Annotated in this window: 33 protein-coding genes; 18 read left to right on the top strand and 15 right to left on the bottom strand. The window is 66.1% G+C overall.

Translation table 11 applies throughout. From position 1 onward, the window contains the following. Nucleotides 1-135 precede the first annotated feature (135 nt). Together AC58D2_RS12630 and AC58D2_RS12625 are read right to left on the bottom strand one after the other, a co-directional pair. Complete coding sequence (locus tag AC58D2_RS12630; RefSeq protein ID WP_497390817.1) at nucleotides 136-762, bottom strand: hypothetical protein; 627 nt, start codon at nucleotides 760-762, stop codon at nucleotides 136-138. A gap of 172 nt (nucleotides 763-934) precedes the next feature. Next, complete coding sequence (locus AC58D2_RS12625) at nucleotides 935-1,156, bottom strand: hypothetical protein (RefSeq protein WP_497390815.1); 222 nt, start codon at nucleotides 1,154-1,156, stop codon at nucleotides 935-937. A 184-nt stretch (nucleotides 1,157-1,340) separates the two neighbouring features. On the opposite strand from AC58D2_RS12625, the gene AC58D2_RS12620 reads away from it, so the two are divergent. From AC58D2_RS12620 to AC58D2_RS12605, 4 genes are all read left to right on the top strand, one after another. Further along, nucleotides 1,341-1,751, top strand: coding sequence for a glycine zipper 2TM domain-containing protein (locus AC58D2_RS12620; protein ID WP_497390812.1), 411 nt, complete (start codon nucleotides 1,341-1,343; stop codon nucleotides 1,749-1,751). 179 nt (nucleotides 1,752-1,930) lie between these two features. Further along, the gene (locus tag AC58D2_RS12615) at nucleotides 1,931-2,482 is read left to right on the top strand and encodes a GNAT family N-acetyltransferase (RefSeq protein WP_497390810.1); all 552 of its coding nucleotides are present in this window, start codon (nucleotides 1,931-1,933) and stop codon (nucleotides 2,480-2,482) included. Then, the gene (locus tag AC58D2_RS12610; protein ID WP_497390808.1) at nucleotides 2,479-2,916 is read left to right on the top strand and encodes a DUF1330 domain-containing protein; all 438 of its coding nucleotides are present in this window, start codon (nucleotides 2,479-2,481) and stop codon (nucleotides 2,914-2,916) included. Before AC58D2_RS12615 ends, AC58D2_RS12610 begins: the two co-directional genes overlap by 4 nt. Before the next feature lie 156 nt (nucleotides 2,917-3,072). After that, the gene (locus AC58D2_RS12605) at nucleotides 3,073-3,822 is read left to right on the top strand and encodes a hypothetical protein (RefSeq protein WP_497390806.1); all 750 of its coding nucleotides are present in this window, start codon (nucleotides 3,073-3,075) and stop codon (nucleotides 3,820-3,822) included. Nucleotides 3,823-3,842: 20 nt separating this feature from the next. Here the strand turns inward: AC58D2_RS12605 and AC58D2_RS12600 are convergent, their stop codons facing one another. Continuing rightward, entirely contained in the window at nucleotides 3,843-4,559 is a 717-nt protein-coding gene (locus AC58D2_RS12600) for a Crp/Fnr family transcriptional regulator (RefSeq protein WP_497390804.1), read from the bottom strand. 162 nt (nucleotides 4,560-4,721) lie between these two features. Here AC58D2_RS12600 and AC58D2_RS12595 point away from each other — a divergent pair, with 162 nt between their 5' ends. Next, complete coding sequence (locus tag AC58D2_RS12595; protein WP_497390802.1) at nucleotides 4,722-6,128, top strand: DUF1254 domain-containing protein; 1,407 nt, start codon at nucleotides 4,722-4,724, stop codon at nucleotides 6,126-6,128. 56 nt (nucleotides 6,129-6,184) lie between these two features. Here AC58D2_RS12595 and AC58D2_RS12590 read toward each other — a convergent pair whose 3' ends face one another. The 4 genes from AC58D2_RS12590 to thiS form a co-directional block, all read right to left on the bottom strand. After that, nucleotides 6,185-6,367: a CsbD family protein gene (locus AC58D2_RS12590; protein WP_497390800.1), complete on the bottom strand. Its 183-nt coding sequence runs from the start codon at nucleotides 6,365-6,367 to the stop codon at nucleotides 6,185-6,187. A 148-nt stretch (nucleotides 6,368-6,515) separates the two neighbouring features. Further along, nucleotides 6,516-7,292 (bottom strand): bifunctional sulfur carrier protein/thiazole synthase protein, encoded by a 777-nt coding sequence (locus AC58D2_RS12585; protein WP_497390798.1) that lies wholly within the window; start codon nucleotides 7,290-7,292, stop codon nucleotides 6,516-6,518. 2 nt (nucleotides 7,293-7,294) lie between these two features. Then, the gene (locus AC58D2_RS12580; RefSeq protein ID WP_497390796.1) at nucleotides 7,295-7,645 is read right to left on the bottom strand and encodes a VOC family protein; all 351 of its coding nucleotides are present in this window, start codon (nucleotides 7,643-7,645) and stop codon (nucleotides 7,295-7,297) included. Next, nucleotides 7,645-7,845, bottom strand: a complete 201-nt coding sequence (gene thiS, locus AC58D2_RS12575; RefSeq protein ID WP_497390794.1) for a sulfur carrier protein ThiS — start codon at nucleotides 7,843-7,845, stop codon at nucleotides 7,645-7,647. Before thiS ends, AC58D2_RS12580 begins: the two co-directional genes overlap by 1 nt. Before the next feature lie 78 nt (nucleotides 7,846-7,923). On the opposite strand from thiS, the gene AC58D2_RS12570 reads away from it, so the two are divergent. The 4 genes from AC58D2_RS12570 (at nucleotide 7,924) to AC58D2_RS12555 (ending at nucleotide 11,748) form a co-directional block, all read left to right on the top strand. After that, on the top strand, nucleotides 7,924-8,364 hold the full coding sequence (locus AC58D2_RS12570) for a type II 3-dehydroquinate dehydratase (protein WP_497390792.1): 441 nt from the start codon (nucleotides 7,924-7,926) through the stop codon (nucleotides 8,362-8,364). Nucleotides 8,365-8,432: 68 nt separating this feature from the next. Beyond that, nucleotides 8,433-8,915, top strand: coding sequence for an acetyl-CoA carboxylase biotin carboxyl carrier protein (gene accB, locus AC58D2_RS12565; RefSeq protein WP_497390790.1), 483 nt, complete (start codon nucleotides 8,433-8,435; stop codon nucleotides 8,913-8,915). Nucleotides 8,916-8,926: 11 nt separating this feature from the next. Beyond that, a complete protein-coding gene (gene accC, locus AC58D2_RS12560; RefSeq protein ID WP_497390788.1) occupies nucleotides 8,927-10,288 on the top strand; it encodes an acetyl-CoA carboxylase biotin carboxylase subunit in 1,362 nt (453 codons plus the stop codon). Nucleotides 10,289-10,359: 71 nt separating this feature from the next. Next, entirely contained in the window at nucleotides 10,360-11,748 is a 1,389-nt protein-coding gene (locus tag AC58D2_RS12555) for a L,D-transpeptidase family protein (RefSeq protein ID WP_497390786.1), read from the top strand. Nucleotides 11,749-11,833: 85 nt separating this feature from the next. On the opposite strand, the gene AC58D2_RS12550 is transcribed toward AC58D2_RS12555, so the two are convergent. Next, the gene (locus AC58D2_RS12550; protein WP_497390784.1) at nucleotides 11,834-12,532 is read right to left on the bottom strand and encodes a murein L,D-transpeptidase catalytic domain family protein; all 699 of its coding nucleotides are present in this window, start codon (nucleotides 12,530-12,532) and stop codon (nucleotides 11,834-11,836) included. A 212-nt stretch (nucleotides 12,533-12,744) separates the two neighbouring features. Here AC58D2_RS12550 and AC58D2_RS12545 point away from each other — a divergent pair, with 212 nt between their 5' ends. After that, nucleotides 12,745-13,089 carry an ArsC/Spx/MgsR family protein gene (locus AC58D2_RS12545; protein ID WP_497390782.1) on the top strand — a complete coding sequence of 115 codons (345 nt, stop codon included), beginning with the start codon at nucleotides 12,745-12,747 and terminating at the stop codon, nucleotides 13,087-13,089. Nucleotides 13,090-13,149: 60 nt separating this feature from the next. Here the strand turns inward: AC58D2_RS12545 and AC58D2_RS12540 are convergent, their stop codons facing one another. Together AC58D2_RS12540 and AC58D2_RS12535 are read right to left on the bottom strand one after the other, a co-directional pair. Beyond that, complete coding sequence (locus AC58D2_RS12540) at nucleotides 13,150-13,620, bottom strand: DUF1465 family protein (protein ID WP_497390780.1); 471 nt, start codon at nucleotides 13,618-13,620, stop codon at nucleotides 13,150-13,152. 77 nt (nucleotides 13,621-13,697) lie between these two features. Continuing rightward, complete coding sequence (locus tag AC58D2_RS12535) at nucleotides 13,698-13,895, bottom strand: YdcH family protein (protein ID WP_497390778.1); 198 nt, start codon at nucleotides 13,893-13,895, stop codon at nucleotides 13,698-13,700. 125 nt (nucleotides 13,896-14,020) lie between these two features. On the opposite strand from AC58D2_RS12535, the gene AC58D2_RS12530 reads away from it, so the two are divergent. Then, nucleotides 14,021-14,179, top strand: a complete 159-nt coding sequence (locus tag AC58D2_RS12530; protein WP_497390776.1) for a DUF465 domain-containing protein — start codon at nucleotides 14,021-14,023, stop codon at nucleotides 14,177-14,179. Between the two features lie 48 nt (nucleotides 14,180-14,227). Here AC58D2_RS12530 and AC58D2_RS12525 read toward each other — a convergent pair whose 3' ends face one another. The 4 genes from AC58D2_RS12525 to AC58D2_RS12510 form a co-directional block, all read right to left on the bottom strand. After that, a complete protein-coding gene (locus AC58D2_RS12525; RefSeq protein WP_497390774.1) occupies nucleotides 14,228-14,617 on the bottom strand; it encodes a PilZ domain-containing protein in 390 nt (129 codons plus the stop codon). Between the two features lie 103 nt (nucleotides 14,618-14,720). Further along, nucleotides 14,721-15,182 (bottom strand): RNA polymerase-binding protein DksA, encoded by a 462-nt coding sequence (gene dksA, locus AC58D2_RS12520; protein ID WP_497390772.1) that lies wholly within the window; start codon nucleotides 15,180-15,182, stop codon nucleotides 14,721-14,723. Between the two features lie 695 nt (nucleotides 15,183-15,877). Then, a complete protein-coding gene (locus AC58D2_RS12515; RefSeq protein ID WP_497390770.1) occupies nucleotides 15,878-16,264 on the bottom strand; it encodes a hypothetical protein in 387 nt (128 codons plus the stop codon). Nucleotides 16,265-16,435: 171 nt separating this feature from the next. Further along, nucleotides 16,436-16,945, bottom strand: a complete 510-nt coding sequence (locus AC58D2_RS12510) for a hypothetical protein (protein WP_497390768.1) — start codon at nucleotides 16,943-16,945, stop codon at nucleotides 16,436-16,438. Nucleotides 16,946-16,994: 49 nt separating this feature from the next. Here AC58D2_RS12510 and AC58D2_RS12505 point away from each other — a divergent pair, with 49 nt between their 5' ends. The 5 genes from AC58D2_RS12505 to AC58D2_RS12485 all read left to right on the top strand — a co-directional run bounded on the left by AC58D2_RS12505 (nucleotide 16,995) and on the right by AC58D2_RS12485 (nucleotide 21,619). Beyond that, nucleotides 16,995-17,207 carry a hypothetical protein gene (locus AC58D2_RS12505; protein WP_497390766.1) on the top strand — a complete coding sequence of 71 codons (213 nt, stop codon included), beginning with the start codon at nucleotides 16,995-16,997 and terminating at the stop codon, nucleotides 17,205-17,207. A gap of 52 nt (nucleotides 17,208-17,259) precedes the next feature. Further along, nucleotides 17,260-18,540, top strand: coding sequence for a serine--tRNA ligase (gene serS, locus AC58D2_RS12500; RefSeq protein WP_497390764.1), 1,281 nt, complete (start codon nucleotides 17,260-17,262; stop codon nucleotides 18,538-18,540). A gap of 93 nt (nucleotides 18,541-18,633) precedes the next feature. Next, on the top strand, nucleotides 18,634-19,398 hold the full coding sequence (gene surE / locus AC58D2_RS12495; protein WP_497390762.1) for a 5'/3'-nucleotidase SurE: 765 nt from the start codon (nucleotides 18,634-18,636) through the stop codon (nucleotides 19,396-19,398). A 70-nt stretch (nucleotides 19,399-19,468) separates the two neighbouring features. Further along, entirely contained in the window at nucleotides 19,469-20,557 is a 1,089-nt protein-coding gene (locus AC58D2_RS12490) for a peptidoglycan DD-metalloendopeptidase family protein (RefSeq protein WP_497390760.1), read from the top strand. A 6-nt stretch (nucleotides 20,558-20,563) separates the two neighbouring features. Next, nucleotides 20,564-21,619, top strand: coding sequence for a potassium channel family protein (locus tag AC58D2_RS12485; RefSeq protein ID WP_497390758.1), 1,056 nt, complete (start codon nucleotides 20,564-20,566; stop codon nucleotides 21,617-21,619). A gap of 54 nt (nucleotides 21,620-21,673) precedes the next feature. Here AC58D2_RS12485 and AC58D2_RS12480 read toward each other — a convergent pair whose 3' ends face one another. Continuing rightward, nucleotides 21,674-22,000: a DUF423 domain-containing protein gene (locus AC58D2_RS12480; protein ID WP_497390756.1), complete on the bottom strand. Its 327-nt coding sequence runs from the start codon at nucleotides 21,998-22,000 to the stop codon at nucleotides 21,674-21,676. An 88-nt stretch (nucleotides 22,001-22,088) separates the two neighbouring features. Here AC58D2_RS12480 and rimO point away from each other — a divergent pair, with 88 nt between their 5' ends. Both rimO and AC58D2_RS12470 read left to right on the top strand, forming a co-directional pair. After that, on the top strand, nucleotides 22,089-23,459 hold the full coding sequence (gene rimO, locus AC58D2_RS12475; protein ID WP_497390754.1) for a 30S ribosomal protein S12 methylthiotransferase RimO: 1,371 nt from the start codon (nucleotides 22,089-22,091) through the stop codon (nucleotides 23,457-23,459). A 66-nt stretch (nucleotides 23,460-23,525) separates the two neighbouring features. Next, a complete protein-coding gene (locus AC58D2_RS12470) occupies nucleotides 23,526-25,007 on the top strand; it encodes a DUF4403 family protein (RefSeq protein ID WP_497390752.1) in 1,482 nt (493 codons plus the stop codon). The last annotated feature ends 2 nt before the right edge of the window (nucleotides 25,008-25,009 follow it).

The following is a 25,009-nucleotide window of genomic DNA, read 5'->3' as shown; positions in this document are numbered from 1 at the left end:
TCGATCACATGGCCTGGATAGAGGTTCGCCCACCGGCCAGGGACCGATGGGCGATACCGTGCTGACAGGGCACGGCGGCAAAGGCAATGCCAGGGAGGAGGGGGAGTGCCCGCCCTCGCCGCCGCGCCCTGCCGATCAGTTGCCGCTCGGCGTGGTCGCGGCGGGGCGCTTCGCCTTCCACTCGGCGCGCATCGCTTCGCGCGCGGCCTTGCGTTCCGCGGCCGTCACCTGACCGTCCTTGTTCGCGTCCGCACGATCGAAGCGCGCCAGCGCAGCGGTCTGGAATTCGGCCTGGCTGATCGCCTTGTCGCCGTTGGTGTCGGCCTTCATCATCATGCCATGACCGCCGCGCATCCCGTGATGCCCGCCGCGCTTGCCATGATGGCCGCGCATTCCGCGCTTGCCGTCGCGAGCCTCGCCGTCGGCCATGCGCTTGCCCTTCCACTCGCCGCGCCTGGCCTCGCGATCGGCCGCATGCTGATCCCATTCAGCCTTGCTGATGCTGCCGTCCTTGTTCGCATCGAGCGAGGCGAACATCTTGCCGCGCATCTCGCTGCGCTTTGCCTCGCGGTCGGCCGCATCGATCTTGCCGTCGCCGTTGGCATCCATCTTGGCGAACATCTCGGTCGCATGCGCCTGGACCTCGGCGCGGGTCAGCACGCCATTGCCGTCGGCGTCGCCCATCTTGCCGCCCGGGGCGGCGAACACCGGCGCGGCGATCAACGCAGCGCCCAGGGTCATAAGTGCAAACTTCTTTTTCACGTCACGAACTCCTTGTCTGGGGATGCCCTGCAAAGGGAGAGCCAGATCCCGATGAGAAGGGTCTAGACGCCGTTTGTCCCAGCGGCGTGCCGTCCGGGCGAAAAATTGTCGCAAAATGTCGCAAAATCGCCGCGCGGTTCATCTGTCCGCAAGCCGGCGCGCCCCGCGGGCGTCAGAAGAATCCGCCACCGAGCATCAGGCGAATGACGCCGACGGCGATCACGACGATGTTGAGGTTTCGCCCGGCGTTGCTGCTCGACATCGCACCCAGCGCGAGCCCGACAACCGCGATCGGGATGACGAGCCAGTTCGCCCACCCCAGCAACGGGATGAATGCCGGAATGGCCAGGATCAGGGCGATAAGCCCGATGAAAATCGACACGATGTTCAGCATCGGAGCACTTTCGCACGCTGCCGCAAGGCCCGCAAGGCCATTTCGGTCCGTCGATGATATCGCTCGCTTCATCTTGTTGCCCGGCGTTCATGCAACGCAATCCGCGCGCGGCTCGTTCCCACCATCGAAGCGCCCATTGCCGCAAAAATGGCGACGGGGCGCCCGAACCAGGAAAGGATTTGTCATGCGTAAGATCACCAAAGGCCTGATGGGTGCCATCACCGCCGTCGGCATCGCGGCCACGGCCCCTGCCCAGGCGGGCCTGCCCACCGCGGCCCCTGCGGCGAGCCACGATACGCTGTACAAAGCGGAACAGGCGAACGGCTATTATCGCAAGAAGCACGACCGTCGGCATTACAGCTCGCGCGATCAGCGCATCAACCGCGATACGCGCATCTGGCGCGGCGACGACGGACGCTATCGCTGCAAGAAGGACAATGGCACGACCGGCCTTCTGATCGGCGGTGCGGTTGGCGGCCTCGCCGGGCATGAAATCGCGGGCAATGGCGACAAGCTGCTCGGCACTGTGATCGGCGCCGGCGCTGGCGCCCTGCTCGGCCGCGAGATCGATCGCGACAAATATCGCTGCCGCTAACCGAGTACCGTTACGGGTGCGGGCCCGAGACCCCTCCGCCCGTACCCCGTGATGGAGAGGGCGTCGGCCATGCGGTCGGCGCCCTCGACTTTTTGCGCGGACTTGCCCTCGGCTTCCGCTTGCCCCAGAAGCATCGCCCGTGGTCGATACCGGCCAAGTCCGCGCGTGAAGGACCAGCGATGCTCAACGGCCCCCTGCTCGTCACCGAGCGCCTCATCCTGCGTCCCCCTGCCGCGGAAGATTTCGACGCGTTCGCCGAAATGTGCGCCGAAGCCGAAACGATGAAATATCTTGGCGGTCCGTGCGAACGGTCGCAGGCCTGGCGCCAGTGGTGTACGCTGGCGGGCGCGTGGCATATCCGCGGCTTTTCGATGTTCTCGGTGGTCGAGCGCGCGACCGGTGAATGGGTCGGACGCCTGGGCCCGTGGGAACCCGCCGACTGGCCCGGGCCAGAGGTAGGCTATGGCGTCCGCGCGAAATTCGCCGGCAAGGGCTATGCGTTCGAGGGCGCGGTCGCAGCGTGCGATTTCGCCGTCGAATTCCTGAAATGGCCGCGGTTGATGCACTGCATCGATCCGGCCAATATACGTTCGCAGGCGCTCGCGAAACGCCTGGGGGCCGCGAACGCCGGCCCGACCCGCCTCCCCGCTCCCTTTCAGGATGCTCCGATCGACGCCTGGGTTCAGAGCGCCGACGCATGGCGTCAAAATCGCAAGGAGTTCCAGCCATGACCGACCATCATGTCGATCCCGACCGCGCGCAGTTCGACGCCTTCAAGGCCCTTCCGCGCGACACGGTAATTCACATGCTCAACCTCGTGCGGTTCCGCGAGAAGGCCGATTATCCGGCCGGCCATGCGCTCGCGGCAGCGGGTTTGAGCGGCGCCGAGGCCTATGCGAACTATGGCAGGGACAGCGGCGCGGTATTTCGCCGGGTTGGCGGCCGAATTGTCTGGCGCGGAACGATGGAGGCGATGGTCATCGGCCCGGCGAACGAACGCTGGGATGCGGTGTTCATCGCCGAATATCCTGGCAGCGGCGCGTTCATGGAGATGGTCACCGATCCCGTCTATCGTCAGGCGGTCGTGCACCGCCAGGCGGCGGTCGAAACCTCGCGACTGATACGCTGCGCGCCCGGCGAAGGGTCGGAAACGGCGTTCGGCTAGGTCGCTCGGTCCGCGCGATATCGCGGCAAAGGGCAATTCCGTCCCCTTGCGAGACAGGTTTGGCCTAATAAAGTCTTACCGGTTAAGGATTTTTGCTCACATCTTCTTAACCAACATCCGGCAAGTCCGGGCGAAGAGATTAAGGGAGTGTTAGCAATGATGGTGCGCGGAAAATGGCTGGTTGCCGGTTTGCTTATGGCGACGGCGGGGCTGTCCGGCTGCCGGGATAATCCCGACAAGGCCGAACTGTCGCCGCTCGACGACGGGCTGGTCGATGCCGATCCCGCGATCAAGGGCGCGCTCGAAGACAAGATCATGGTCGACCCGAAACTTGCGGGCCAGGCGAACCGCAACGCCGCGGGTCCGGGCAACCGTCCGGTCGATGGAGGCGTTCCGGCAGTCCCGGCCGGTCGTGCCGCCGCCGCTGCTGAAGCCGCCGCAGCCATGAAGGCCGGCAAGCTGGTGAAGGCGCCGAAGGCCCAGCCGTTCGAGGAGGCAGCCTGCAATGGCGACTGCTCCGCGAACCAGCCCAAGACGATCGGAGCGCTCGCGGAGGAGCAGTCCAAGGGTACGTGCGACGCCAAGCTGACCTATGACCGCGCCTGGGCCGACCGCCTTCCCGCCGCCTTTCGCGTCTATCCGCGCGCGACGGTGCGCGAAGCCGCGGGCGTCAAGGGCGGCAAGTGCAATCTGCGTGTCGTCAATTTCCAGACCGCGGCGTCGCTGCAAGGCGTGCTTGACTATTACAACACCCTCGCGATCCGCGCCGGATATACCACCGATCATCGCGTCCGCGGCGACGAGCATGTCCTCGGCGGCACCAACGGCGATTTCGCCTATGTCGTCTTTGCCCGTCGCGATGGCGGCATGACCGACGTCGATCTGGTGGCTTCGGGCGGCCGCTGACCGGCCGCTTGCGGGCCGGCTCAGTCGCGCGGCGCCGCGATCCGGTCGAGTGCCGAATGGTCGCGGATCGTCAACCGGTTGTAATCGGTCGCGACCAGTCCAGCATCCTCGAACCCGCGCAGCAGCTTGTTGACGCTCTGGCGCGTGATGCCGAGCATCGCGCCCAGTTGCTCCTGCGGCAGGCGCAACCCCACTTCGATGCCTCCGGCACCCTCGATGCCGTGAATGCGCGCGAGGTCCAGGATGACGGCCGCCATCCGCTGTTCGAGCGACCCGAGTTGCTGGTCGTTGAGCAGGCGCAGGCTGTCGCCCTGGCGCGCGCACATCAGCAGCGCGATGCTGCGCCACAATGAAGGATCGGCGTCGAGAATCGCGATCAAGCGCGCGACCGGCAGATGGAGCCACGTGGCATCGCCGTGGGCGCGATAGGTGAAGTGGATGGGCGGCCGGTCCAACAACCGCACTAGCGCCAGCGCATGGCGGGGGCCACTGATGCTCAGCACATATTTCCGCCCCGTCGCAGAGGCGCGGCTGATCTCTATTTCCCCCGCTGCGATCACAAAGACTTCGCGGCACTCGGGATCGCGCGCGTAGATTTCGCTGCCCCGGCGATAATGTTCGGCTCGCGCGATTGCGGCCAGGTCGGCGAGGCGGGTTTCGGACCAATCCGAAAAGGGCGGACACAGCCGCAACGCCGCCATCCTGTCCTCGGCGCTCCAGCGGTGCTCGCCCGGCATCCTGTTCTCCCGCGTCGTCCCTGGCAACCCTTTCAGGGGAATGTCTCCAGGGTTCTGACCCTAGCGGTTACCGTCCGAAAGCCCAAGAGATTGTCGGATCGGTGACAGACCGGCGCCGCCGAACCCGCTATGGCGGCCCGCAACGACATGGGGAGATAGAGGATGACGAAGTTTCTGGCCCTTCTGGCCATCGCCGCGGGCCTGGTGTCGGCACCGGCACAGGCAGCCCCGGAGCGGGCGAGGCAGGTGAGCGAGGACGAGGCTTATGCCATCGGCGTCGACGCCTACACCTATGCCTATCCGATGGTCTTGATGGAGGTTTCGCGCCGCGTCCTGACCAATGCCGGAACGCCGGGGCGTCCGCGGGCGCCGATGAATCGTTTCGCGCACATGCGGACCTATCCCGATGCCGATTTCAGGAAGGTCGTCCGGCCGAATGCCGACACGCTCTATTCGACGCTCTGGTTCGACGTCGGTAAAGAACCGCTTGTCGTCACCATGCCGAATACCGCCGGACGATATCATGTCGTGCCGATCATGGACATGTGGACCGAGGTGTTCGCGACGCTGGGCACCCGCACCACGGGCAACGAGGGCGGCACCTTCGCGCTGGTCGGCCCGCATTGGCGGGGTTCGCTTCCGGCCGGGATGCGGATGGTTCGCAGCCCGACCGAGAACGGCTGGATCATCGGTCGCATCCAGACCAACGGGGCGCCCGACTATGGTCATGTTCACGGGCTCCAGGCACGCTATGCCGCAACCCCGTTGTCGCTGTGGGGGAAGGACGTCCAGGCCGCTGCAAGGCCGCAGCCCGACCCGGCGGTCGACATGCAGACCCCGCCCGTGGCACAGGTCGCCAAAATGTCGCCCGCAGCCTTCTATGCGCTGTTCGCCGAAACGCTGAAGCGCAACCCGCCCCACGCCACGGACTATGCCATCCTGCTCCGCATGGAACAGGTCGGCCTGTCACCGGGAAAGAGCTTCGATCTCGATCAGGCCGACCCTGCCGTGCAACGCGGGCTGTCGCGCGCCGCGGCCGATGCTTACCGGCGCATCGTCGACAACCGGACGCGTGTGCGGCTCACTCCCAACGGCTGGGTCGCGCTCGGCAACGCGCTCGGCGTCTATGGCAATGATTATCTCCAGCGGGCGTTCATCGCCTATGCGGGGCTCGGCGCGCTGCCTCCCGAAGAGGCGATCTATCCGATGGCGCCCATCGATTCGGATCGCCAGCCGCTGTCAGGCGCCGCGCGCTACACGCTGCATTTCGAGAAGGATCAACTGCCCCCCGCGGATGCTTTCTGGTCGCTCTCGATGTACGGTGCGGATCAGTTTTTCGTCGCCAATCCCATCGATCGGTTCGCGATCGGCGACCGGGACAAGCTGCGCTTCAATCCCGACGGGTCGCTCGATCTCTATATCCAGCACGACTCGCCCGGCGATGCACGCCAATCGAACTGGCTGCCGGCACCGGCCGGTCCCTTCTCGATGAACCTGCGCCTGTACCTGCCGCGGCGCGAAGCACTCGACGGGCGCTGGACGCCGCCTGCGGTCCGCAAAACGCCCTGACAAAAAAAAACGGCCTCCCGATCGGGAGGCCGTTTTTTCGATATGGGCGGGGCGGGTCAGACCTTGTCGCCGAGCGCGCCTTTGACCTTGCCGCTCAGATTCTGCGCTTCGCCCTTGCGTTCCTGCAACTCGCCTTCGGCACGAAGCCGCTCGTTGTCGGTGGCCTTGCCGGCGGCCTGTTTCACATTGCCGACGGCTTCGTTGGCGAGACCTTTCGCCTTGTCCTTCAGTTCACCCATGGGGAGTCTCCTTTTCGTCACGAGGCGTCATCGCCTCATGCCCCATCAACGCCCGCCCTGATCGAAAAGTTGCGCCGGAGTGCGACTAACCGCCTGCCGCAAAATGAAAAAATAGACGGAACAAGTGTGCGGGCCACAACGTTTGGAATCAAATAAGCCCCGCGAGCGGGCTCGACGGATCGGCATAGCGCCGCTGCCCCATGCGCCCGGCCAGATAGGCATCGCGCCCCGCCTCGACCGCCGCCTTCATCGCCCGCGCCATGCGGATCGGATCCTTGGCTTCGGCGATCGCCGTGTTCATCAGCACCCCGTCGCAGCCCAGCTCCATCGCCACCGCGGCATCGCTTGCGGTACCGACGCCCGCGTCGACGAGCACGGGGACCGACGCCCCTTCGACGATCAGGCGAATCGTGACGCGGTTCTGAATGCCCAGCCCCGACCCTATCGGCGCGCCGAGCGGCATGATCGCGACCGCGCCGGCATCTTCCAGCTGCTTCGCGGCGATCGGGTCGTCGACGCAATAGACCATCGGCAGGAATCCCTCGTTCGCCAGCGTCTCGGTCGCCGTCAGTGTCTCGCGCATGTCGGGATAGAGCGTCTTCGCCTCGCCAAGTACCTCCAGCTTCACCAAATCCCAGCCTCCCGCTTCGCGCGCCAGTCGCAGGGTGCGGATCGCATCGTCGGCGGTAAAGCAGCCTGCGGTATTGGGCAGGTAGGTAATCGTCTTGGGGTCGATGAAATCGGTCAGCATCGGCGCGTTGGGGTCCGACACGTTGACGCGGCGCACCGCGACGGTAACGATTTCGGCGCCCGACGCCTCCACCGCGGCGGCGTTCTGTTCGAAATCCCTGTACTTTCCGGTCCCCACGATCAGGCGCGAGGTAAAACTGCGTCCGGCGACGCTCCACTGGTCGGTCTTGTCCACGATCAATCCTTGTTCTGAACCACATTCGCGATCTCGCCGAGCGGATCGCGGACGAAAAAGCGGCGGACGCCCCACGGCTCGTCGCGCAGCGCATAGACGATCTCGTGCCCCGCCTCGACCGCGCGCGCGTGGACCGCGTCGACATCGTCGACTCCCACCGAATAGGCGGGCCGCAGGCCGGACGGATCGTCGCGCAGGATGCTGATCTGCGCCATCGGCTGGGCGGCCGAACGATAGATGGTGATGAAGTCCATCGCCATCGCGGTCTCCAGCCCGAGCACGTCGTTGAAGAACCCGGCGCCGGTTCCGGCATCGTCGGCGTAGCGGTTCGGTACGATGCGCGTAACCGTCATCAGCCGCCCCCGACGAAATGTACGATTTCCAGCGCGTCGCCCTCGGCGAGCGCAACGTCGGCGAGCGTCGACCGCGGTACGATCTCGCGATTGCGTTCGACCGCGACCTTCTTCACGTCGAGGCCCAGCGCCGCGACGAGGTCGGCGATGCTGCCCGCGCGCACCTGGCGTTGTTCGCCGTTGAGAATGATCGCGATCACCGTCGCTGCCCTTCTTTGCCTTTTGCCGAGCAGCCCATATAGGGGGAGCCGTCGCGCCCGCAACCGAAAGCCCGCATCTTGTCCGACCAGCCGCTCGTCTTCGTCCTCTCGGGTCCCAACCTGAACCTGCTCGGTACGCGCGAGCCCGAGATTTACGGGCACGACACGCTGGACGACATCCACGGCCGGCTCGCCGTGCAGGCCGACGCGCTCGGGCTCCGGGTCGACTGCCGCCAGTCCAATCACGAAGGCGTGCTGATCGACTGGCTGCACGAGGCCCATTTCGCCGGCGCGAAGGCGGTGCTGCTCAACGCCGGCGGCTATACGCACAGCTCGATCGCGCTCCACGACGCGATCAAGTCGATCGCGGTGCCGGTGATCGAGGTCCATCTGTCCGATCCGAAAACCCGCGAATCCTTTCGTCACATCAGCTATATCGGCATGGCGGCGGCGGCGCATTTCGCCGGTCACGGCGCGAACAGCTATACGCTGGCGCTGGACGCCGCGGCGCGTCTCTGACAAGAGGGCGCGATCAATAACCGGGGTCCGAGCGTCGTCCACGACGCCGCAACAGCAGGAAATATCACATGGGTGACCATAAAGAGCAGGGCATCAACATCGATCCGGCCTTCGTCCGCGCGCTCGCGGAACTGCTTGACGACACACAGCTCTCCGAAATCGAGGTCGAGGACGGCGAGCGCAAGGTCCGCGTCGCGCGCACGCTGACCACGGCCGCGCCGGTCGCGATGGCGCCGGCCGTCCCGGTCGCGCCGCCCGCGGCCGCAGCAGCAGCACCGGCGGCGACGGCGGCGCCCGCCGCCCCCGCCGACGACTTCGCCGGCGCGGTCAAGTCGCCGATGGTCGGCACCGTCTATCTTTCGCCCGAACCCAGCGCGCCGGTGTTCGCCTCGGCAGGCTCCGCGGTGAAGGAAGGCGACACCATCCTGATCATCGAGGCGATGAAGGTGATGAACCCGATCACCGCGCCCAAATCGGGCACGCTGAAGGCCATCCATGTCGAAAACAGCCAGCCGGTCGAGTTCGACCAGCCGCTGTTCACCATCGACTGAAGGCGCGCCCGATGACCATCGAAAAGCTCCTGATCGCCAATCGCGGCGAGATTGCGCTGCGCATCCATCGCGCGTGCCATGAAATGGGAATCAAGACGGTCGCGGTGCATTCGACCGCCGACGCCGACGCGATGCACGTTCGTCTGGCCGACGAAGCGGTGTGCATCGGGCCGCCGGCGGCAAAGGACAGCTATCTCAACATCCCCGCGATCATCTCCGCCGCCGAAGTCACCGGTGCCGACGCGATCCATCCGGGCTATGGCTTCCTGTCCGAAAACGCCCGCTTCGCCGAAATCATCGAAGCGCACGACATCGTCTTCGTCGGCCCGAAGCCGGAGCATATCCGCACGATGGGCGACAAGGTCGAGGCAAAGCGCACCGCGGTCGAGCTCGGCCTGCCGGTCGTCCCGGGCTCGCCGGGCGCGGTCACCTTCGGCGAAGAGACCCAGCGCCTGGCCGAAGAGATCGGCTACCCCGTGCTCGTCAAGGCCGCGTCCGGCGGCGGCGGCCGGGGCATGAAGGTCGTTCCCGACGCCTCCGGCCTCGAAAGCCTGATGGGCCAGGCGTCGAGCGAGGCGGCCGCGGCTTTCGGCGACCCGACCGTCTATATGGAGAAATATCTCGGCAATCCGCGCCACATCGAATTTCAGGTGTTCGGCGACGGCAACGGCAACGCCATTCACCTCGGCGAACGCGACTGCTCGCTCCAGCGCCGCCACCAAAAGGTGCTCGAAGAAGCCCCCTCGCCCGTCATCTCGGCCGAGGAGCGCGCGCGCATGGGCGGCATCTGCGCCGATGCGATGGCCAGGATGCACTACCGCGGCGCCGGAACGATCGAGTTCCTCTGGGAAAATGGCGAATTTTTCTTCATCGAGATGAACACGCGCATCCAGGTCGAGCATCCGGTGACCGAGATGATCACCGGCTTCGACCTCGTGCGCGAACAGATCCGTATCGCCGGCGGGCGCGGCCTGTCCGTCACGCAGGACGAGCTGGAATTTCGCGGCCATGCGATCGAATGCCGGATCAACGCCGAGGACCCGCGCAGCTTCCTGCCCTCGCCCGGCAAGGTCACCGCCTACCATCCCGCCGGCGGCATGCACGTCCGCGTCGATAGCGGCCTTTACGCCGGCTATTCGATCCCGCCCTATTACGACAGCATGATCGGCAAGCTGATCGTCTATGGCCGGACGCGCGAAAGCTGCATGATGCGGATGCGCCGCGCGCTCGAGGAAATGGTCGTCGGCGGCGTGAAGACCAACATCCCGCTGCACCAGGCATTGCTCGCCGACCCCGACGTGATCGACGGCAATTATACGATCAAGTGGCTCGAAGAATGGCTCGCGCGGCAGGACGCCGGGGACGCCGCGTAACGATCGAACACCCCTCCCCGGCATGGGAGGGGGCGCTTCCACCTTCGCGAAAACTCGGTTATGGCAAAGCCATGTCCATAATCTCCCCCCGTTTTGCGTCGGCGACGGCGCTGCTTCTTCCGCTCGCGCTTGCGGGCGCGCCCGTGTTCGCCCAGACCGCGCCGACCGACGTCAAGGAGGATTCGGTCGTCCTGCAACCCGACAAGGTTGCCGACGACGCGCCAACCATAGAAACGCTCGCCGAAGCGAATCTGCCGAGCTGGAGCGAGGACAATGCCCGCGCGTTGCTGACTTTCATCCGGAATGTCGGCGAGGAAGGGCTGTTCCCCAAGGATTATAATCCCGACGGGTTGCAGGCCGCGATCGCGAGCGGCAACCAGATTCAGCTCGACAAGGTCGCGACCGATTCCTTCCTGCTCCTCGCAACGCATCTGCGCGACGGACGCACGCCGAACGCGGCGCGCAAACAATGGTTCATGGAGGACAGCGACAGCGACAGCACGCCGCTGATCCCGCTGCTCGATTATGCGCTGACCGCGAACGACGTGCCGATGACGCTCACCGGGCTCGACCCCGTGCATCCGACCTTCGCGCTGCTCAAGGCCGCGCTCGCGACCGCGAAGACCCCGGCGGAGGCCGATGCGATCCGCGTCAACATGGAACGCTGGCGCTGGATGCCCCGCGACCTGGGCGACGGCTATGTGGTCAGCAACGTGCCCGAATATCTGACCCGGGTGGTGCGGAACGGCGTCGTCATCGCGACGCACAAGGCGGTCGTGGGCAAGCCCTCGACCCCGACGCCGCAACTCAACCCGATGGCGACCGGCGTGATCGTCAACCCGACCTGGACGCTGCCGCGCAGCATCATCGCCGAAGGGATCGGAGCGACGATCGCGCACAATCCCGCCTCGGCACGCCGTCAGGGCTATACCTGGACGGGCAGCGGCAAGACGCTATCGGTCGTGCAGCAACCCGGCCCGGGCAACGCGCTGGGAGTGATGAAGCTCGAAATGCTGAATCCACACGCCATCTATCTTCACGACACCCCGTCGAAGGGCGCCTTCAACGCCGACAAGCGCGCATTCAGCCACGGCTGCATCCGCACCGAAAAGGCGCTGCATTTTTCCGGCCTGATGGCGGTGATGTTCGCGGGCGCCTCGCCCGAGGAATTCGGCGAGGTCGTGGCAAGCGGCAAGACGACGCGGTTCGAATTCGACCGGCCTTTTCCGGTCTATGTCGCCTATTGGACCGTCGTCCCCGACGGCAAGGGCGGTGTGAAGAAGCTTGCCGACCTCTACGGCCGCGACGCGCCGGTCGCCGCGAGCTTCGCCAACCCCGGTCGCCCGACCGCAGTTCTGGTTTCCCCGACGCCGCCGCAGGTCGTCCCGACGACAACGACGGCCCGTCCGCCCGCCCCTGCGCCAACCGCGGAAGCCCCGGGTCTGGCAGGGGTCTATTAGGGCCGGGACCCTCAGCCCGGCTGGCGTGCTGCTGCGTCAGGGCCGATCACCATTCAGAAGATGGCGAGTCGAAAATGGTCAGGCCCTAGTCCGCTTGCCCCGGCATCTGCCCGCTGGTGGCGCTGGTGCGGACGATCGCTTCGGTACCCGGGAGCGGCGGCAGCACCGGGCTGGGCGGCGGAGCACTGAGCTTGTCGGCATAGACGAGCCGGCCGGGGCCGAGCTTGTAGAGGATCTGCGGCAACAATTCCTCGCCGAACGCGAAACAGCCTTCGCTGCGACCCAGCTTGCCCTGCGTCGCGATCAGCGACGGTTCGGCATACCAGGCGCCGTGGATCACGATCGCGCGCATATCGGCATTGCTGTTGTCGGGGTCCAGCCCCGCCAGTCGCATCGACGACCCGTTCGATCCCATATAATAATCGCTGGTGCGATAGGCCCCGCGCGAGGTGGCGAGCGACCCCGGAACGTTCGAAAAGGTCTTCAGCCAGCCATCGTGCTGTGGGTCCGACCCGCGACCGTGGGTCACGGGAAACAGGTCGATCGTCCCGCCGACCAGGTCGACGAGCGCGAAGCGCGGGCGCGACGAGGGCAGTCCGAAATCGACGATGCCGACGCGGTCGGCCTGCGCGATGCGATTGCCCTCCCGCGCCAATTGCCGCTTCGCGACGGCAAGATAGTCGACGGGTGGCACGGACGGCACCCTGGAGGTAATCCAGTCGGGCAGCTGCGCGCGGGCGGGGATCGCGGCGAGCGCACCCGCTCCCGCCATTCCTGCCAGCATCGCCCTGCGATCGATCGATATGTTCACGTTATGCAACCCAACCCCGCGTGCCGCCTGTGGCGGTCCCTCGTGGGGCCATTAGCCGCAGCTTGCCCGCGAAAGGCAAGCGATCCGGTCGTCATCATGCGGGCAATTGTGCCATATATGCCATGAACGGCTGGTTTACGCGGTCCGGCTTGCCTCTCCGCCTGCGCAGCGATAGGGCAAGCGCCATGAAAGCGACCATCTGGCACAACCCGGCCTGCGGCACTTCGCGCAAGACGCTGGCGATCCTCGAAGAGACGCCGGGCGTCGAGGTCACCGTCATCGAGTATCTCAAAACGCCCTATACGGAGGCCAAGCTGCGGCAGCTTTTTGCCGACGCGGGGATGCGTGCCAGGGACGCGCTGCGGCTGCGCGGCACCGATGCCGCCGAACGCGGCCTGGCCGATGCGGACGACGACGCGATCCTTGCGGCGATGGCCCGGAACCCGGCCTATGTGAACCGGCCGTTCGTCGAAACCGGCAAGGGTGTGCGCTTCTGTCGCCCGCAGGATGTGGTGCGCGAAATCCTTTAAGGGCGTCGGCCCGCGCGTCAGGGACGGGGCGCCGCGTCGCCCCCTTCGGTCGCCCGGCCTCTAAAGCCGCGCTTCCAGTTGTGCGAGCAGGGCCTGCACCGGGCGCGGGGTCTCGCGTGCCGTCCAGCCCGCTTCCATCCGGGCGATACGATCGAACAGGCGCTCGCTCGCCGCGACGATCCGCCGAAGCGGTGCGTCGAACCGTTCGCACACCGACCAGTCGGCATCGATCGGTTCGCCGATATGCGCGGCGCTGTCCTTCGGCCCGGCTCCGGGATCGCCCGCGATCATCGCGCGGCGATGGAGCAGCCACGCGATGATGTGCATCAGCCGCGTGGTCGTCTTCAGCGATTCGCATGCCAGGCTGACCTGCAAGAGGGCGTCGCGCGGCGCCCTGCCCAGATCGCGCGCCGCGGCAAAGGCGGCATGCGCCTCGTCGGCGAGCAGCATCGCCTCGACATAGAGATTTTCCACCTGCGCACGATGCACTGGCGACGCCATATCCTGCAATGCGGCCGTTCCCCGGGTCATGGCGCCCCGGATGCCACGAGGCCGGGCGGGGGAGCAACGCCGCTAACCATCTTTTCGCGGCGCCGTCCCATTTTGAATCAAGCGATAATGTCGGGCAGCAGCTGGTCCTCGCACCACGCGATCTCGTCGCGCAGCTTCAGCTTCTTCTTCTTCAGCCGCGCAAGCTGGAGCTGGTCGGGAACCGTCGCGTCGCCAAGCGCGGTAATCGCGGCATCGAGATCGCGATGTTCGATGCGGAGCAGTTCGAGGCGCTGGGTGATTTCTTCGGGGTTCACGCCCGTCTTCCTGCCACGATCACGCCCCGTCCGCAACGGGAACCGGCTGGCCGAATCGCCACGACATCACACCCGATTCGTGATTTAATCGCCCCTGCCAATCGAGTCGAAAAGGAGAATGGCCCATGAGCATATCGCACCTTTCCGCCCTGAAGTCCCGCCACGCGGACCTCGATGCGAAAATTGCGAATGAAGAGCGCCGACCTGCCCCCGACGCGGCGATGCTGGCGCAGTTGAAAAAGCAGAAGCTCAAGCTCAAGGAAGAAATGCTGGCAACCGGTTGACCGCCGCGCCAATCCCTGCCGCCGGACTGCATTCCCCGCGAGGGCGTGTCAGCCCCGGCGGTAAAAGGGGCCGCGCTCGCGCCCCGTCCGCCGCAGATGGTACGGCAGATCCGATTCGGTCTTCACCTGGCGGCGAACCTCTTGCGGGTTGATCTGGCGTTCGAACGCGATGCCGAACTTCCCTTCGCCAATCCACACGATGCGGCCGGGTACCGGCCCGACATTGCGCAAATCGACCTCCACCGCAGCGCCTTGCGCCATCCGCGCCGGGCTTTCAGCCAGCATCCCGCCGGGCGAAAGATTGCGCACGCGCACCAGGATCGGGTCGGCGCGATCGGCCATGTAAAGATTGGCCTGCATGAACAGGCTGTCGCGATCGGCGCTCCGCGACAGCGCAGCGACCTCTTCGTCCAGCGTATGCGGCCCGTGCGATTCCATGCGACCCATCCCTCGCCTTTTGCCCGATTGTTTCGAAGCGGCGAATCTAGGGGGCAGCCCTTGCCATATTGTAAATGGTGCGCGCAGATTGCCGCACCGAAAATCAATCCTCGCGCGACACGCGTTCGTTGCGCTCGTGACGCTCTTGCGCCTCCAGCGTCATCGTCGCGATCGGCCGCGCCTGCAACCGTGCCAGCGAGATCGGCTCGCCGGTTACCGCGCAATAGCCATATTCGCCCTCTTCGATCCGGCGAATCGCCGCATCGATCTTGGCGATCAGCTTGCGCTGCCGGTCGCGCGTTCTCAGTTCGATCGCCCAGTCGGTTTCGCTCGACGCGCGGTCGGCAAGGTCGGGTTCGCGCAGCGGCCCGTCCTGCAATTGCGCGAGCGTCGATTCGGCTTCGGTCAGGATCGACTTCTTCCAGGCGAGCAACAGGCCCCGGAAATAGGCCTGTTGCCGTTCGTTCATGAACGGCTCGTCGTCGCTGGGACTATAGTCCAAATCGAGATTGGATTTGGCTTCGCGGAGCGCGTCGGCACCAACGTCGGCAATCTGGGTTGGCATAAGGGGCTTTTCGCGTCCTTTCCTGTCACTTGACCGCCAAGGGTGGCGGCCAAGGATTGCGCCGCGCCTATACCGGGCGACCGGTTGCGATACAAGCGCCGAAGCGATCTGTGGAACCGCCGGGCTGAAGCAAGGCTGAACCGGTGCGGCGCGAGGGTGATTCTGCATATCCGGACGCCCCCGATGACGGCGCCCCTCGCCGCGCGCTTCTTAACGATTGCGGCCAAATCGCGCCAATATCGTATTGTTTTGGCACAGAATCGCTCAAAAGGCTTGATTTCGCCTCTCATTTCCCGTTCCCGGACAATCTATCGCGGTTAACGCAATGGACGCATTCACAAAGCTTTGTCCTTTTGGCTCTAGCCGAAGGGCGAGCGGGGTGCCGGGGGTCGGTGCCTTTTCGCCAAGCAACGGGAAAAGAGAGAAGATTCTATGTCTGTCCGAATGGCCCTCGCCAAGCTCTGCGCCTGCACCTGCGGTGGCGCGATCATCGGCACCGGTGCGATGCAGATCGCGGAAGCCCCGGCCAAGGCGCAGGTCCAGTCCTGCTGCAAGAAAAAGGTCGTGCGCAAACGCCACGCCGCGCGCAAGCCGGTGAAGCGCGTTCGCCGCGTCGTCACGACGAAGCGGACCATCCGGACCGCGACCCCGCAGACCCAGGTCGTCACCCAGACGATCCCCCTGCCCCCGATCCCCTATGCTCCCTTCCCGCAGCAGGGCGGCTTCGAAGGGTCGGGCGGCGGCAGCGGCGTAACCGTGATCGGCGGCGGCTTCGGCGGCGGTTTCGGGGGCGGTTTCTTCGGCGGCTTCTTTGGCGGTTCGAGCGGCGGCGGCAGCAGCGGCAGCATCGTCGTGACCTCGACCACCACCGGCGGATTGAGCTCGACCACCAGCAGCACCTCGGGCGGCGTTTCGACCTCGACCGGCGGCGTTTCGACGTCCACGTCGACCGGCGGCGTATCGACCTCGACCGGCGGCATCAGTTCGACGACCTCCACCGGCGGCGTTTCGACCTCGACTGGCGGTGTCAGCACCTCGACCGGCGGCGTAAGCACCTCGACGGGCGGCGTGAGCACCTCCACGGGTGGCGTCTCGACCTCGTCGGGTAACGTCAGTTCCTCTTCGTCGTCGTCGTCCTCCTCGTCGAGTTCGTCATCGTCGTCGTCCTCCTCTTCGTCGAGCTCGTCTTCGTCGGGCGGCGGCAGTTCGTCGAAGGGCGGCTCGTCACACGGCCACGGCGGCAGCTCGCACGGTCACGGCAGTTCGGGCTGGGGCGGTTCGAGCGGCAGCTCGGGCGGTTCGGGTAGCAGTTCTTCGTCGGGCGGCAGTTCGGCGTCCTCGTCGTCGAGCAGCAGCTCGTCTTCGTCCTCGTCGAGCAGCAGCTCGTCGGGCGGCGCCACGTCCTCCGGCGCGACCGGCGGCAGCAGCAGCTTCGGCGGATCGAACACCGGCTCGTCGTCCTCCTCGTCATCGAGCAGCAGCTCGTCGTCGAGCAGCAGTTCGTCTTCGTCGTCTTCGTCGAGTTCGGGCGGCAGCAGCGGAACGCCGGGCGACCCGACGCCGGTTCCGGCTCCGCCGATGATGTTGCTGTTCGGGGCCGCAGCCGCGGCGCTCGTCGCGCGACGCCGCGCGGCGAACCAGACCGCGGACAGCGACGCCGACGCAGCCTGACCGTTTTCGATTATCCACTGGCGGCCGGCACGACCCGGCCACCGATCGGGGGCCGCCTTTCGGGCGGCCCTTTTTTCATCTTCGGCCGGCATTGCATCTGCCGCACCGCCAGGTTAGCCCTTCACCCCGAAAGGGAGGCCCATGCGTCGGCGATCGGTACTATTCACTGTTCCGGCCCTGCTCGCCGGTTGCGCGGCGGAGGGTCACCACTGGACCGGACCGGGCACCGAATCTTTCAGCGAGGCGATTGCCGACTGCCGTGGACGGACGGTCGCGCTCGGCGGAAAACCCGAACGGAAATTCGCGATCGAGACGTGCATGGTCGGCAAGGGCTGGACACCCCCCGGGCGATGATCCGCGCACGCACGGGGTTGCGCCGCGCGAGCCGCGCCGCCATAGCGCGGCCATGCACGACATTCGCCTGATCCGGGACGATCCCGCCGCCTTCGACGCCGGCCTCGCGCGCCGCGGCGTCGCGCCGCAATCCGCCGCCATCCTGACCGCCGATGCGTCGCTTCGCGCCCTCCAGACCGAGATGCAGGCCGCACAGGCGCGGCGCAACGAAGCGTCGAAAGCGATCGGTCAGGCAATGGCAAAGGGCGACAAGGACACCGCCGATGCGCTGAAGACCGAGGTCGCGGCACTCAAGGACAAGCTGCCCGAACAGGAAGCAGCCGAGCGTGCCCAGCTTGCCGCGTTGCAGGACCTCCTCGCCGCGCTCCCCAACCTCCCCGCCGCCGATGTTCCCGAGGGCGAAGATGAAGAGGGCAATGTCGAAATCTCGCGCTGGGGCACCCCGCGCACCTTCGATTTCCAGCCGCAGGAACATGCCGACTTCGCCCCCGCGCTCGGCCTCGATTTCGAAACCGCGGCCAAGATGTCGGGTGCGCGTTTCGCCTTCCTCAAAGGCCCGATGGCGCGGCTCGAACGCGCGCTCGGCCAGTATATGCTCGACAGGCAGACGACCGGGGCGGGCTATCGCGAATGCGCGACCCCGCTGCTCGTGCGCGACGAGGCGGCGTTCGGCACGACCCAGCTTCCCAAATTTCGCGAGGACCTGTTCCAGACCACCGACGGCATGTGGCTTATCTCCACCTCCGAAATGAGCCTGACCAACGCGGTGCGCGAAGAGATTCTGGCCGAGGCCGAGTTGCCGCTGCGCATGACCGCGCTCACCCCCTGCTTCCGCTCCGAAGCTGGCTCGGCGGGGCGCGACACGCGCGGTTATATCCGCCAGCACCAGTTCTGGAAGGTCGAGCTCGTCTCGATCGTCCGGCCCGAGGATTCCGACGCCGAGCTCGAACGCAAGACGCGCGCCGCCGAGAGTATCCTCGAAGCGCTCGGCCTGCCCTATCGCAAGATGCTGCTATGCGCGGGCGACATGGGCTTTGCCGCGCGCAAGACCTATGACCTCGAAGTGTGGCTCCCCGGTCAGGGCGCCTATCGAGAGATTTCCAGCTGCTCGAACTGCGGCGATTTCCAGGCACGGCGCATGAACACGCGCTTCCGCCGCGAGGGCGTGAAGGGCAATGAGTTCGTCCACACGCTGAACGGATCGGGCCTCGCGGTGGGGCGCACGCTCGTCGCGATCCTCGAAAACTACCAACAGGCCAACGGCAGCGTCAACATTCCCGAGGTGCTTCACCCCTATATGGGCGGGATCACGCGGCTGGAGCCCGGCAATTAAAACCATCGTCACCCCGGACTTGATCCGGGGTCTACGACGCATTCGCCGAATGGATGCCGGATCAAGTCCGGCATGACGAAGAAAGAGAGAATAATGCGCATCCTCCTCACCAACGACGACGGCTACCACGCCCCCGGCTTCGCGGTTCTCGAAGCCATCGCGCGCCAGCTTTCGGATGACATATGGGTGTGCGCGCCGTCGGAGGAACAGTCGGGCGCGGGCCATTCGCTGACCCTTTCGCGTCCGGTGCGCGTGCGCCAGCACGGCGAGCGGCGCTGGTCGTGCACCGGCACCCCGACCGATTCGGTGATGATGGCGATCGGCAAGCTGATGCCCGAAAAGCCCGACCTGATCCTTTCGGGCGTCAACCGCGGGGCCAATCTGGGCGACGACATCACCTATTCGGGCACCGTCTCGGCGGCGATCGAGGGCGCGCTCGCCGGCATTCCCGCGATCGCGCTGAGCCAGGTCTATGCGCGCGAGGGCATGGGCGACACCGTTCCGTTCGAGGCCGCCGAGGCATGGGGCGCAAAGGTGCTCGCGCCGATCCTGAAAATGGCAATGCCGCCCCGCACGCTGGTCAATATCAACTTCCCCGCGCTGCCGGCCGCCGAGGTGAAGGGGATCCGCGTCGCGCGCCAGGGCTTCCACGACTATAGTCGCGGTTCGATCGTCGAGGGGACCGACCCGCGCGGCTATGCCTATTACTGGTTCGGGCTCCACGGAATCGAACATTCGCTCGCCCACGACAGCGACCTCGAAGCGATCGACGATGGCCATATTTCGGTCACCCCGCTCCAGCTCGACCTGACCCACGACCCGTCGCTCGCCGCGCTGCGAAGCGCCTACGAGAGCTGATAGCCGAAAATCTGTTCCAGATTGGTACGGAAGGCTGGTTTTTCCAGCCGATCTTTGGCACAAGACGCGTGTGGGGGTTTTCAATCATCGTCTCGCGCCTTTGCTGTGCGCGTTGGGGCTTGCTGGCTGCATCCCGGCCGCAACCGCGCCCGCCCCGCGCACGCAACCGGCGGTGGCTCCTCCCCCGGTCGTCCGCACGGTCGATACCGGCGATTTCGAACGCCGCACGCTTGGCGAGGTGATCGGCGGCGACGCGCGCCCGACCTGGTCTCTCAAGGCCGTGACACCCGATGCACGCGACGTCGCCGCCAGCATATACACGGTTCGCCGCGGCGATACGCTGCGCGCGATCGGCGCGATGACCGGCGCGGGGTCCGAAATGATCGCGATCGAGAATGACCTTGCGCCGCCCTATACATTGTATCCGGGGCAACAGCTTCGCATTCCAGGCGGCCTGTATCACCGCGTTGCGACGGGCGAGACCGGAATCGGCATCGCGCAGGCCTATGGCGTCGACTGGGGCGAGATCGTGACCATGAACGCGCTCAGCGAACCCTATATCCTGCGCGTGGGACAAAGACTGCGCCTGCCCCGCGATGCAAAGCCGCTCGCACCGGCCGAAGTCGATGTCGCCGCGCGTGCCGCGGCTTTCAAACTCGACATCGACGATATCGTCACCGGCAGCCAGCCCGCGCTCGCCGCCCGCGACCGCCCGGCAACGGCCAGCGCGGCCCCGCGCAAGCCCATCACCACCGCCGTCGCCCCGCCGGCGACCTTCTCGGGCCGCTTTCGCTGGCCGATCAGCGGCCCGATCCTCGCCAAATTCGGACCCATCGCACCGGGGAAGATCAGCGACGGCATCAATATCGGCGCGGCAAAGGGCACGCCGATTCATGCCGCGGCCGACGGAGTCGTCGCCTATGCCGGCGACCAGATCGCCGTCTATGGCGGGCTGATCCTGATCGATCATGGCGGCGGCTGGATGAGCGCCTATGGCCATGCGGGCCGGATCGACGTGCAGCGTGGTCAGGCGGTAAAGGCCGGCGATGTCATCGCGCTCGCCGGGGCCAGCGGTCAGGTGCAGGCGCCGCAACTCCATTTCCAGCTTCGCAAGAATCGCATTCCCGTTGACCCGCTGAAGCAATTGCCGCCACAGTAGCGGGGCATGTCGAAAAAGCGTCCCGTTCAGATTCCTCGCCGCTTCCAGCCGCTTCGCCGCGCGAGCAAATGGCCGGTCTGGGCCGATGTCGCCGCGCGGCTCAGTCTCGCTTTCCTGCTGATATTCTTCGTGATCATGGTGCACTGGATCGACCGCGAAGGACTGGTCGACCATCACGATGGCCAGGTCAGCTTCCTCGACGTCGTCTATTTCACGATGATTTCGGTCACGACGACCGGCTTTGGGGATATTGCCCCCGTATCCGACCGGTCGCGGCTGATCGAATCGGTGATCGTGACGCCGATCCGTATCGCGGTGCTCTTCATCTTTGTCGGCACCGCCTATAGTTTCGTCATCAAACGCTCATGGGAAAAATGGCGCATGGCCCGCATTCAGGCAAAGCTCACCGACCATATCGTCGTCCTTGGCTTCGGCATCAGCGGCTCCGAAGCGGTGAAGGAGTTGATTGCGCGCGGAACCGATCCCGCCTGCATCGTCGTTATCGATCCGTCGCAAAGCCGGATCGAGGCCGCCGAAGACATGGGCTGCAACGTGCTGCAGGGCGACGCGTCGAGCGACGAAACCCTGCTCGACGTGCGGATCGCGGCGGCGCAGACCGTCCTCGTTTCGGCGGGCCGCGACGACACGTCGATCCTGCTCGTCCTGACGGTCCGCCACCTCGCGCCCCAGGTTCCGATCAGCGTCGTCATCCGCGCGCAGGACAACGAACTGCTCGCGCGGCAGGCGGGCGCAAACAACGTCATCAACCCGGTCAATTTCACCGGCCTGTTGCTGGCGGGATCGGCGCAGGGCGCGCATGTTGCCGACTATATGGCCGACCTGGCTTCGGTTACGGGCAAGGTGCAATTGAACGAACGGGCGGTGCACCCCGAAGAGGTCGGCAAAGGGCTCGACCAGCTCGCAAGCGGTGGCCGGGGGCTGCGCATCTATCGCCGCGGCCAGCCCTATGGCTTCTGGGAAGCCGAGGCGCAGGCGCTGGAGCCCGGCGACCTCGTCGTCGAAGTCATCCCTTGCGAGGCGGGTGCCGCAGCACAGGCCTGACGCGGCGTGTCTGGAATCGGTCCGCACGAACGGACCAGACGAAACGCCGGCGGCCTATCCGCGCCAATAGAGCCACGCGGCCCACAGCCAGCCGACGATCATCAAACCGCCGCCGATCGGCGTCACCGCGCCCAGCCAGCGCGGTGCGCCGAGCGCCATCGCATAGAGCGTCGCGGCAAAGATTGCCGCCCCGACGAGCAGCAGGATCGCCGGACCGCGTGCAAAACCCATGATTGCAAGGGCCGCAACCGCATGAACCAGCTGGTACATCCCGCCCGTGCGCAGCCAGTCGGCCTCCTGCGGCCCGGCCGCGCCATGCGCGCCGAACGCTCCCGCCGCCACGGCCATCGCTGCCGACAGCGCCGCCCATAGTCCGATCATCGCACATCCTTTCGTTCTACCGCCCGTCTATGCCGCCCCGCGCCGCGCGTGACAAACCCGCAAAAATCGCTTATGGGCCGCGCCGATCATGACAACCAAGACCCTCCCTGCCCAGCCGAAAGTCGGCATGGTGTCGCTCGGCTGCCCAAAGGCACTCGTCGACAGCGAACGGATTCTGACCAAGCTGCGTGCCGACGGCTACGGCCTGTCGCCCGACTATGCGGGGGCCGACGTCGTGCTGGTCAACACCTGCGGCTTCCTCGATTCGGCGAAGGAGGAGAGCCTCGACGCGATCGGCGAGGCGATGGCCGAAAACGGCCGTGTCATCGTCACCGGCTGCATGGGCAACGAGGCCGACGCCATCCGCGCGCGCTTCCCGAATATCCTCGCGGTCACCGGCGCGCATCAATATGAACAGGTGGTCGAGGCGGTCCACGACGCCGCTCCGCCGACGCAGGGGCCGTTCGTGGACCTGGTGCCCGAAGGCGGGCTCAAGCTGACTCCGCGGCACTATAGCTATCTGAAGATATCCGAGGGCTGCAACCACAGCTGTTCCTTCTGCATAATCCCCGATCTGCGCGGAAAACTGGTCAGCCGCCGCGTCGACGCAGTGCTGCGCGAGGCCGAAAAGCTTGTCGCGGCGGGGACGAAGGAACTGCTCGTCATAAGTCAGGATACATCGGCTTATGGCGTCGATATCCGGCACCAGCCGCGCGAGTGGAAGGGCCATGAGGTGCGCGCGCACATGACCGACCTCGCGCGCGAACTCGGCCAGCTCCGGACCAGCGAGGGCCGCGCGCCGTGGGTGCGCCTCCACTATGTCTATCCCTATCCGCACGTCGACGCTGTCATCCCGCTGATGGCCGAAGGGCTGCTGACCCCCTATCTCGACATCCCCTTCCAGCATGCGAGCCCCAGCGTCCTCAAGCGCATGAAGCGCCCCGCGAACGAGGCGAAGGTGCTCGAGCGGTTGAAGGCATGGCGCGCCGTCGCCCCCGATATCGCGATCCGGTCGAGCTTCGTCGTCGGCTTCCCCGGCGAGACCGAGGAGGATTTCCGTTACCTGCTCGACTGGCTGGACGAAGCGCAGCTCGACCGCGTCGGCGCCTTCCGTTTCGAGCCCGTTGCGGGCGCGCAGGCGAACGCCCTGCCCGACCCGGTGCCCGAAGAGGTCAAGGAAGAACGATACCAGCGGATCATGGAAAAGACCGCCGCGATCAGCGCCGCGAAGCTCGCGGGCAAGGTTGGCCGCACGCTGTCCGTCATCATCGACGAAGTCGGCGAGGCGGACGAGGATGGCAGCCTTGGCGCGACCGGCCGCAGCCAGGCCGACGCGCCGGAAATCGACGGCCATGTCTATCTTCGCGATGTCGCGGCGACATTGCAGGCGGGCGATATCGTTGATGTCGTCGTCGAGGATGCCGACGAGCACGACCTGTTCGGAGCCGTTGCGTCTTAAAGCGATGTTTTCGTGAAACGCTTCGACCCGGTTGGTGGTAAGGGATCATCAACCGGGGGCCGACTCATGCGCGTATTCCAGGGGCTGGGTGCAGGATTGCTGATCGCCGCGGCGCTGGCCGGGTGCAAGCAACAGACCGTGGCGGACATCGCACCGCCGCAGGCGACCGACACCGCGCCGACACCGAAACAGACATCGCTGATCGCCGTGCCCATCGACGCCGATGCCGCCGCCCTCAAGACCGCGCTCGAACGCGCGGTGCCGCGCACGCTCTGGACGATCAACCGGCGCGAAAGGCAATGCGTCGAGCCGCAGCGGGTCAAGCTATTCGGCAAGAAGGTAAAGGTGACGCCGGCCATCGCCTGCACCATCGTCGGACGCGTCACGCGCGGGCCGCTGCGCATGCGCGGCGAAGGCGACGAGATCGTCGTCGACGTGCCGCTGAACGCGCGGATAAGCGCCCGCGATGTCGGCGGCGTCCTGAAAGGCGAAACGGCGACCGGTTCGGCGATGGCCCACGCCCGCATTCGCGTCGAACCGACCCCCGACTGGGGGCTGCGCGGCCGGGCACGGATCAGCTATGGCTGGACCAGGCCGCCGGGCATCGACTTTCTCGGTCAGCGCATCACCTTCACCGACGAAGCCGACGAGAAGCTGGGCCCGGTCGTTCGCGACGTCGAGCGCGAGGTCAATCGCGAGATCGCGACGATCCACATCAGGGACCAGGCGGCCGAGATCTGGCGCCGGAGCTTCACGACACTCAGCCTCAATCGCGAAAATCCGCCCGTCTGGATGCGCATAACGCCGCAACACCTCTTTTACGGAGGCTATCGACTCGACGGGAAACGCATCCGGCTGGCGCTCGCGATCGAAGGCGTCACCGAAAGCTTCGTCGGCGACCGTCCGGCCGATCCTGCTCCGACGCCGCTTCCCCCGCTCGAACGCGGCGCCCCTGAACCGCACCTCGACGTCTTCGTGCCCGTCGTCGCGGACTATGCTCCGCTCGAACCCGTCATCCTGCGCGCGCTCGTCAAGCGGTCGGCCCGGCCGTTCGACCTGCCGCGTATCGGCCCCGTCGCCGCGCGCTTTTCAAAGGTCACGGCCTATGGGGCGCCCGGCGGGCGGATCGCCGTAGGAATATCGGTCGAAGCCCGACCGCAGCGCATCCGGCAGGCCCCGACACACGGCCGCATCTGGGCGACCGCGATCCCGATCAACGAGGCCGGATCGGCCAGGGTGCGCTTCACCGACGTGAAGATTACCGGAGATACAGACGGCATCGGCGGAGACCTGCTTCTCAAATTGGGCCAGAGCCCCGGCTTCTCGCTCCTGATTGCCGACGCGCTGACGCAGAACTTCACCCGCGACCTCGCCGAGCTCGAGGGCAAGATTCGTCGCGCGATCGATGAAAGACAGGAAGGCGACTTCGTGATCCGCACCGACATCGAAGGCTTCGAGACCGGCGAGATCAAGGCCTATGGCAACGGCCTCTATCTGCCGGTGCGGATGACCGGGACGGCGCGCATCGCCTATCGCCCGGCCCGCTAGCT

This window comes from Sphingopyxis sp. CR5, from assembly GCF_059693785.1.
The sequence above is the reverse complement of the archived record's forward strand: the minus strand, read 5'-3'. Positions and strand labels throughout refer to the sequence as shown.

Bases quoted from the DNA above. Each gene is read 5' to 3' on its own strand.
- AC58D2_RS12530 (WP_497390776.1), top strand. From the start codon at position 14,021: ATGAGCATATCGCACCTTTCCGCCCTGAAGTCCCGCCACGCGGACCTC.
- dksA (WP_497390772.1), bottom strand. From the start codon at position 15,182: ATGCCAACCCAGATTGCCGACGTTGGTGCCGACGCGCTCCGCGAAGCC.
- AC58D2_RS12540 (WP_497390780.1), bottom strand. From the start codon at position 13,620: ATGACCCGGGGAACGGCCGCATTGCAGGATATGGCGTCGCCAGTGCAT.
- accB (WP_497390790.1), top strand. From the start codon at position 8,433: ATGGGTGACCATAAAGAGCAGGGCATCAACATCGATCCGGCCTTCGTC.
- AC58D2_RS12480 (WP_497390756.1), bottom strand. From the start codon at position 22,000: ATGATCGGACTATGGGCGGCGCTGTCGGCAGCGATGGCCGTGGCGGCG.
- AC58D2_RS12505 (WP_497390766.1), top strand. From the start codon at position 16,995: ATGCGTCGGCGATCGGTACTATTCACTGTTCCGGCCCTGCTCGCCGGT.
- AC58D2_RS12615 (WP_497390810.1), top strand. From the start codon at position 1,931: ATGCTCAACGGCCCCCTGCTCGTCACCGAGCGCCTCATCCTGCGTCCC.
- AC58D2_RS12590 (WP_497390800.1), bottom strand. From the start codon at position 6,367: ATGGGTGAACTGAAGGACAAGGCGAAAGGTCTCGCCAACGAAGCCGTC.
- serS (WP_497390764.1), top strand. From the start codon at position 17,260: ATGCACGACATTCGCCTGATCCGGGACGATCCCGCCGCCTTCGACGCC.
- accC (WP_497390788.1), top strand. From the start codon at position 8,927: ATGACCATCGAAAAGCTCCTGATCGCCAATCGCGGCGAGATTGCGCTG.
- AC58D2_RS12595 (WP_497390802.1), top strand. From the start codon at position 4,722: ATGACGAAGTTTCTGGCCCTTCTGGCCATCGCCGCGGGCCTGGTGTCG.
- AC58D2_RS12555 (WP_497390786.1), top strand. From the start codon at position 10,360: ATGTCCATAATCTCCCCCCGTTTTGCGTCGGCGACGGCGCTGCTTCTT.
- AC58D2_RS12620 (WP_497390812.1), top strand. From the start codon at position 1,341: ATGCGTAAGATCACCAAAGGCCTGATGGGTGCCATCACCGCCGTCGGC.
- AC58D2_RS12580 (WP_497390796.1), bottom strand. From the start codon at position 7,645: ATGACGGTTACGCGCATCGTACCGAACCGCTACGCCGACGATGCCGGA.
- AC58D2_RS12510 (WP_497390768.1), bottom strand. From the start codon at position 16,945: ATGCCGGCCGAAGATGAAAAAAGGGCCGCCCGAAAGGCGGCCCCCGAT.
- AC58D2_RS12470 (WP_497390752.1), top strand. From the start codon at position 23,526: ATGCGCGTATTCCAGGGGCTGGGTGCAGGATTGCTGATCGCCGCGGCG.
- AC58D2_RS12545 (WP_497390782.1), top strand. From the start codon at position 12,745: ATGAAAGCGACCATCTGGCACAACCCGGCCTGCGGCACTTCGCGCAAG.
- surE (WP_497390762.1), top strand. From the start codon at position 18,634: ATGCGCATCCTCCTCACCAACGACGACGGCTACCACGCCCCCGGCTTC.
- AC58D2_RS12550 (WP_497390784.1), bottom strand. From the start codon at position 12,532: ATGCTGGCAGGAATGGCGGGAGCGGGTGCGCTCGCCGCGATCCCCGCC.
- AC58D2_RS12525 (WP_497390774.1), bottom strand. From the start codon at position 14,617: ATGGAATCGCACGGGCCGCATACGCTGGACGAAGAGGTCGCTGCGCTG.
- AC58D2_RS12600 (WP_497390804.1), bottom strand. From the start codon at position 4,559: ATGCCGGGCGAGCACCGCTGGAGCGCCGAGGACAGGATGGCGGCGTTG.
- AC58D2_RS12605 (WP_497390806.1), top strand. From the start codon at position 3,073: ATGATGGTGCGCGGAAAATGGCTGGTTGCCGGTTTGCTTATGGCGACG.
- AC58D2_RS12625 (WP_497390815.1), bottom strand. From the start codon at position 1,156: ATGCTGAACATCGTGTCGATTTTCATCGGGCTTATCGCCCTGATCCTG.
- rimO (WP_497390754.1), top strand. From the start codon at position 22,089: ATGACAACCAAGACCCTCCCTGCCCAGCCGAAAGTCGGCATGGTGTCG.
- AC58D2_RS12610 (WP_497390808.1), top strand. From the start codon at position 2,479: ATGACCGACCATCATGTCGATCCCGACCGCGCGCAGTTCGACGCCTTC.
- AC58D2_RS12485 (WP_497390758.1), top strand. From the start codon at position 20,564: ATGTCGAAAAAGCGTCCCGTTCAGATTCCTCGCCGCTTCCAGCCGCTT.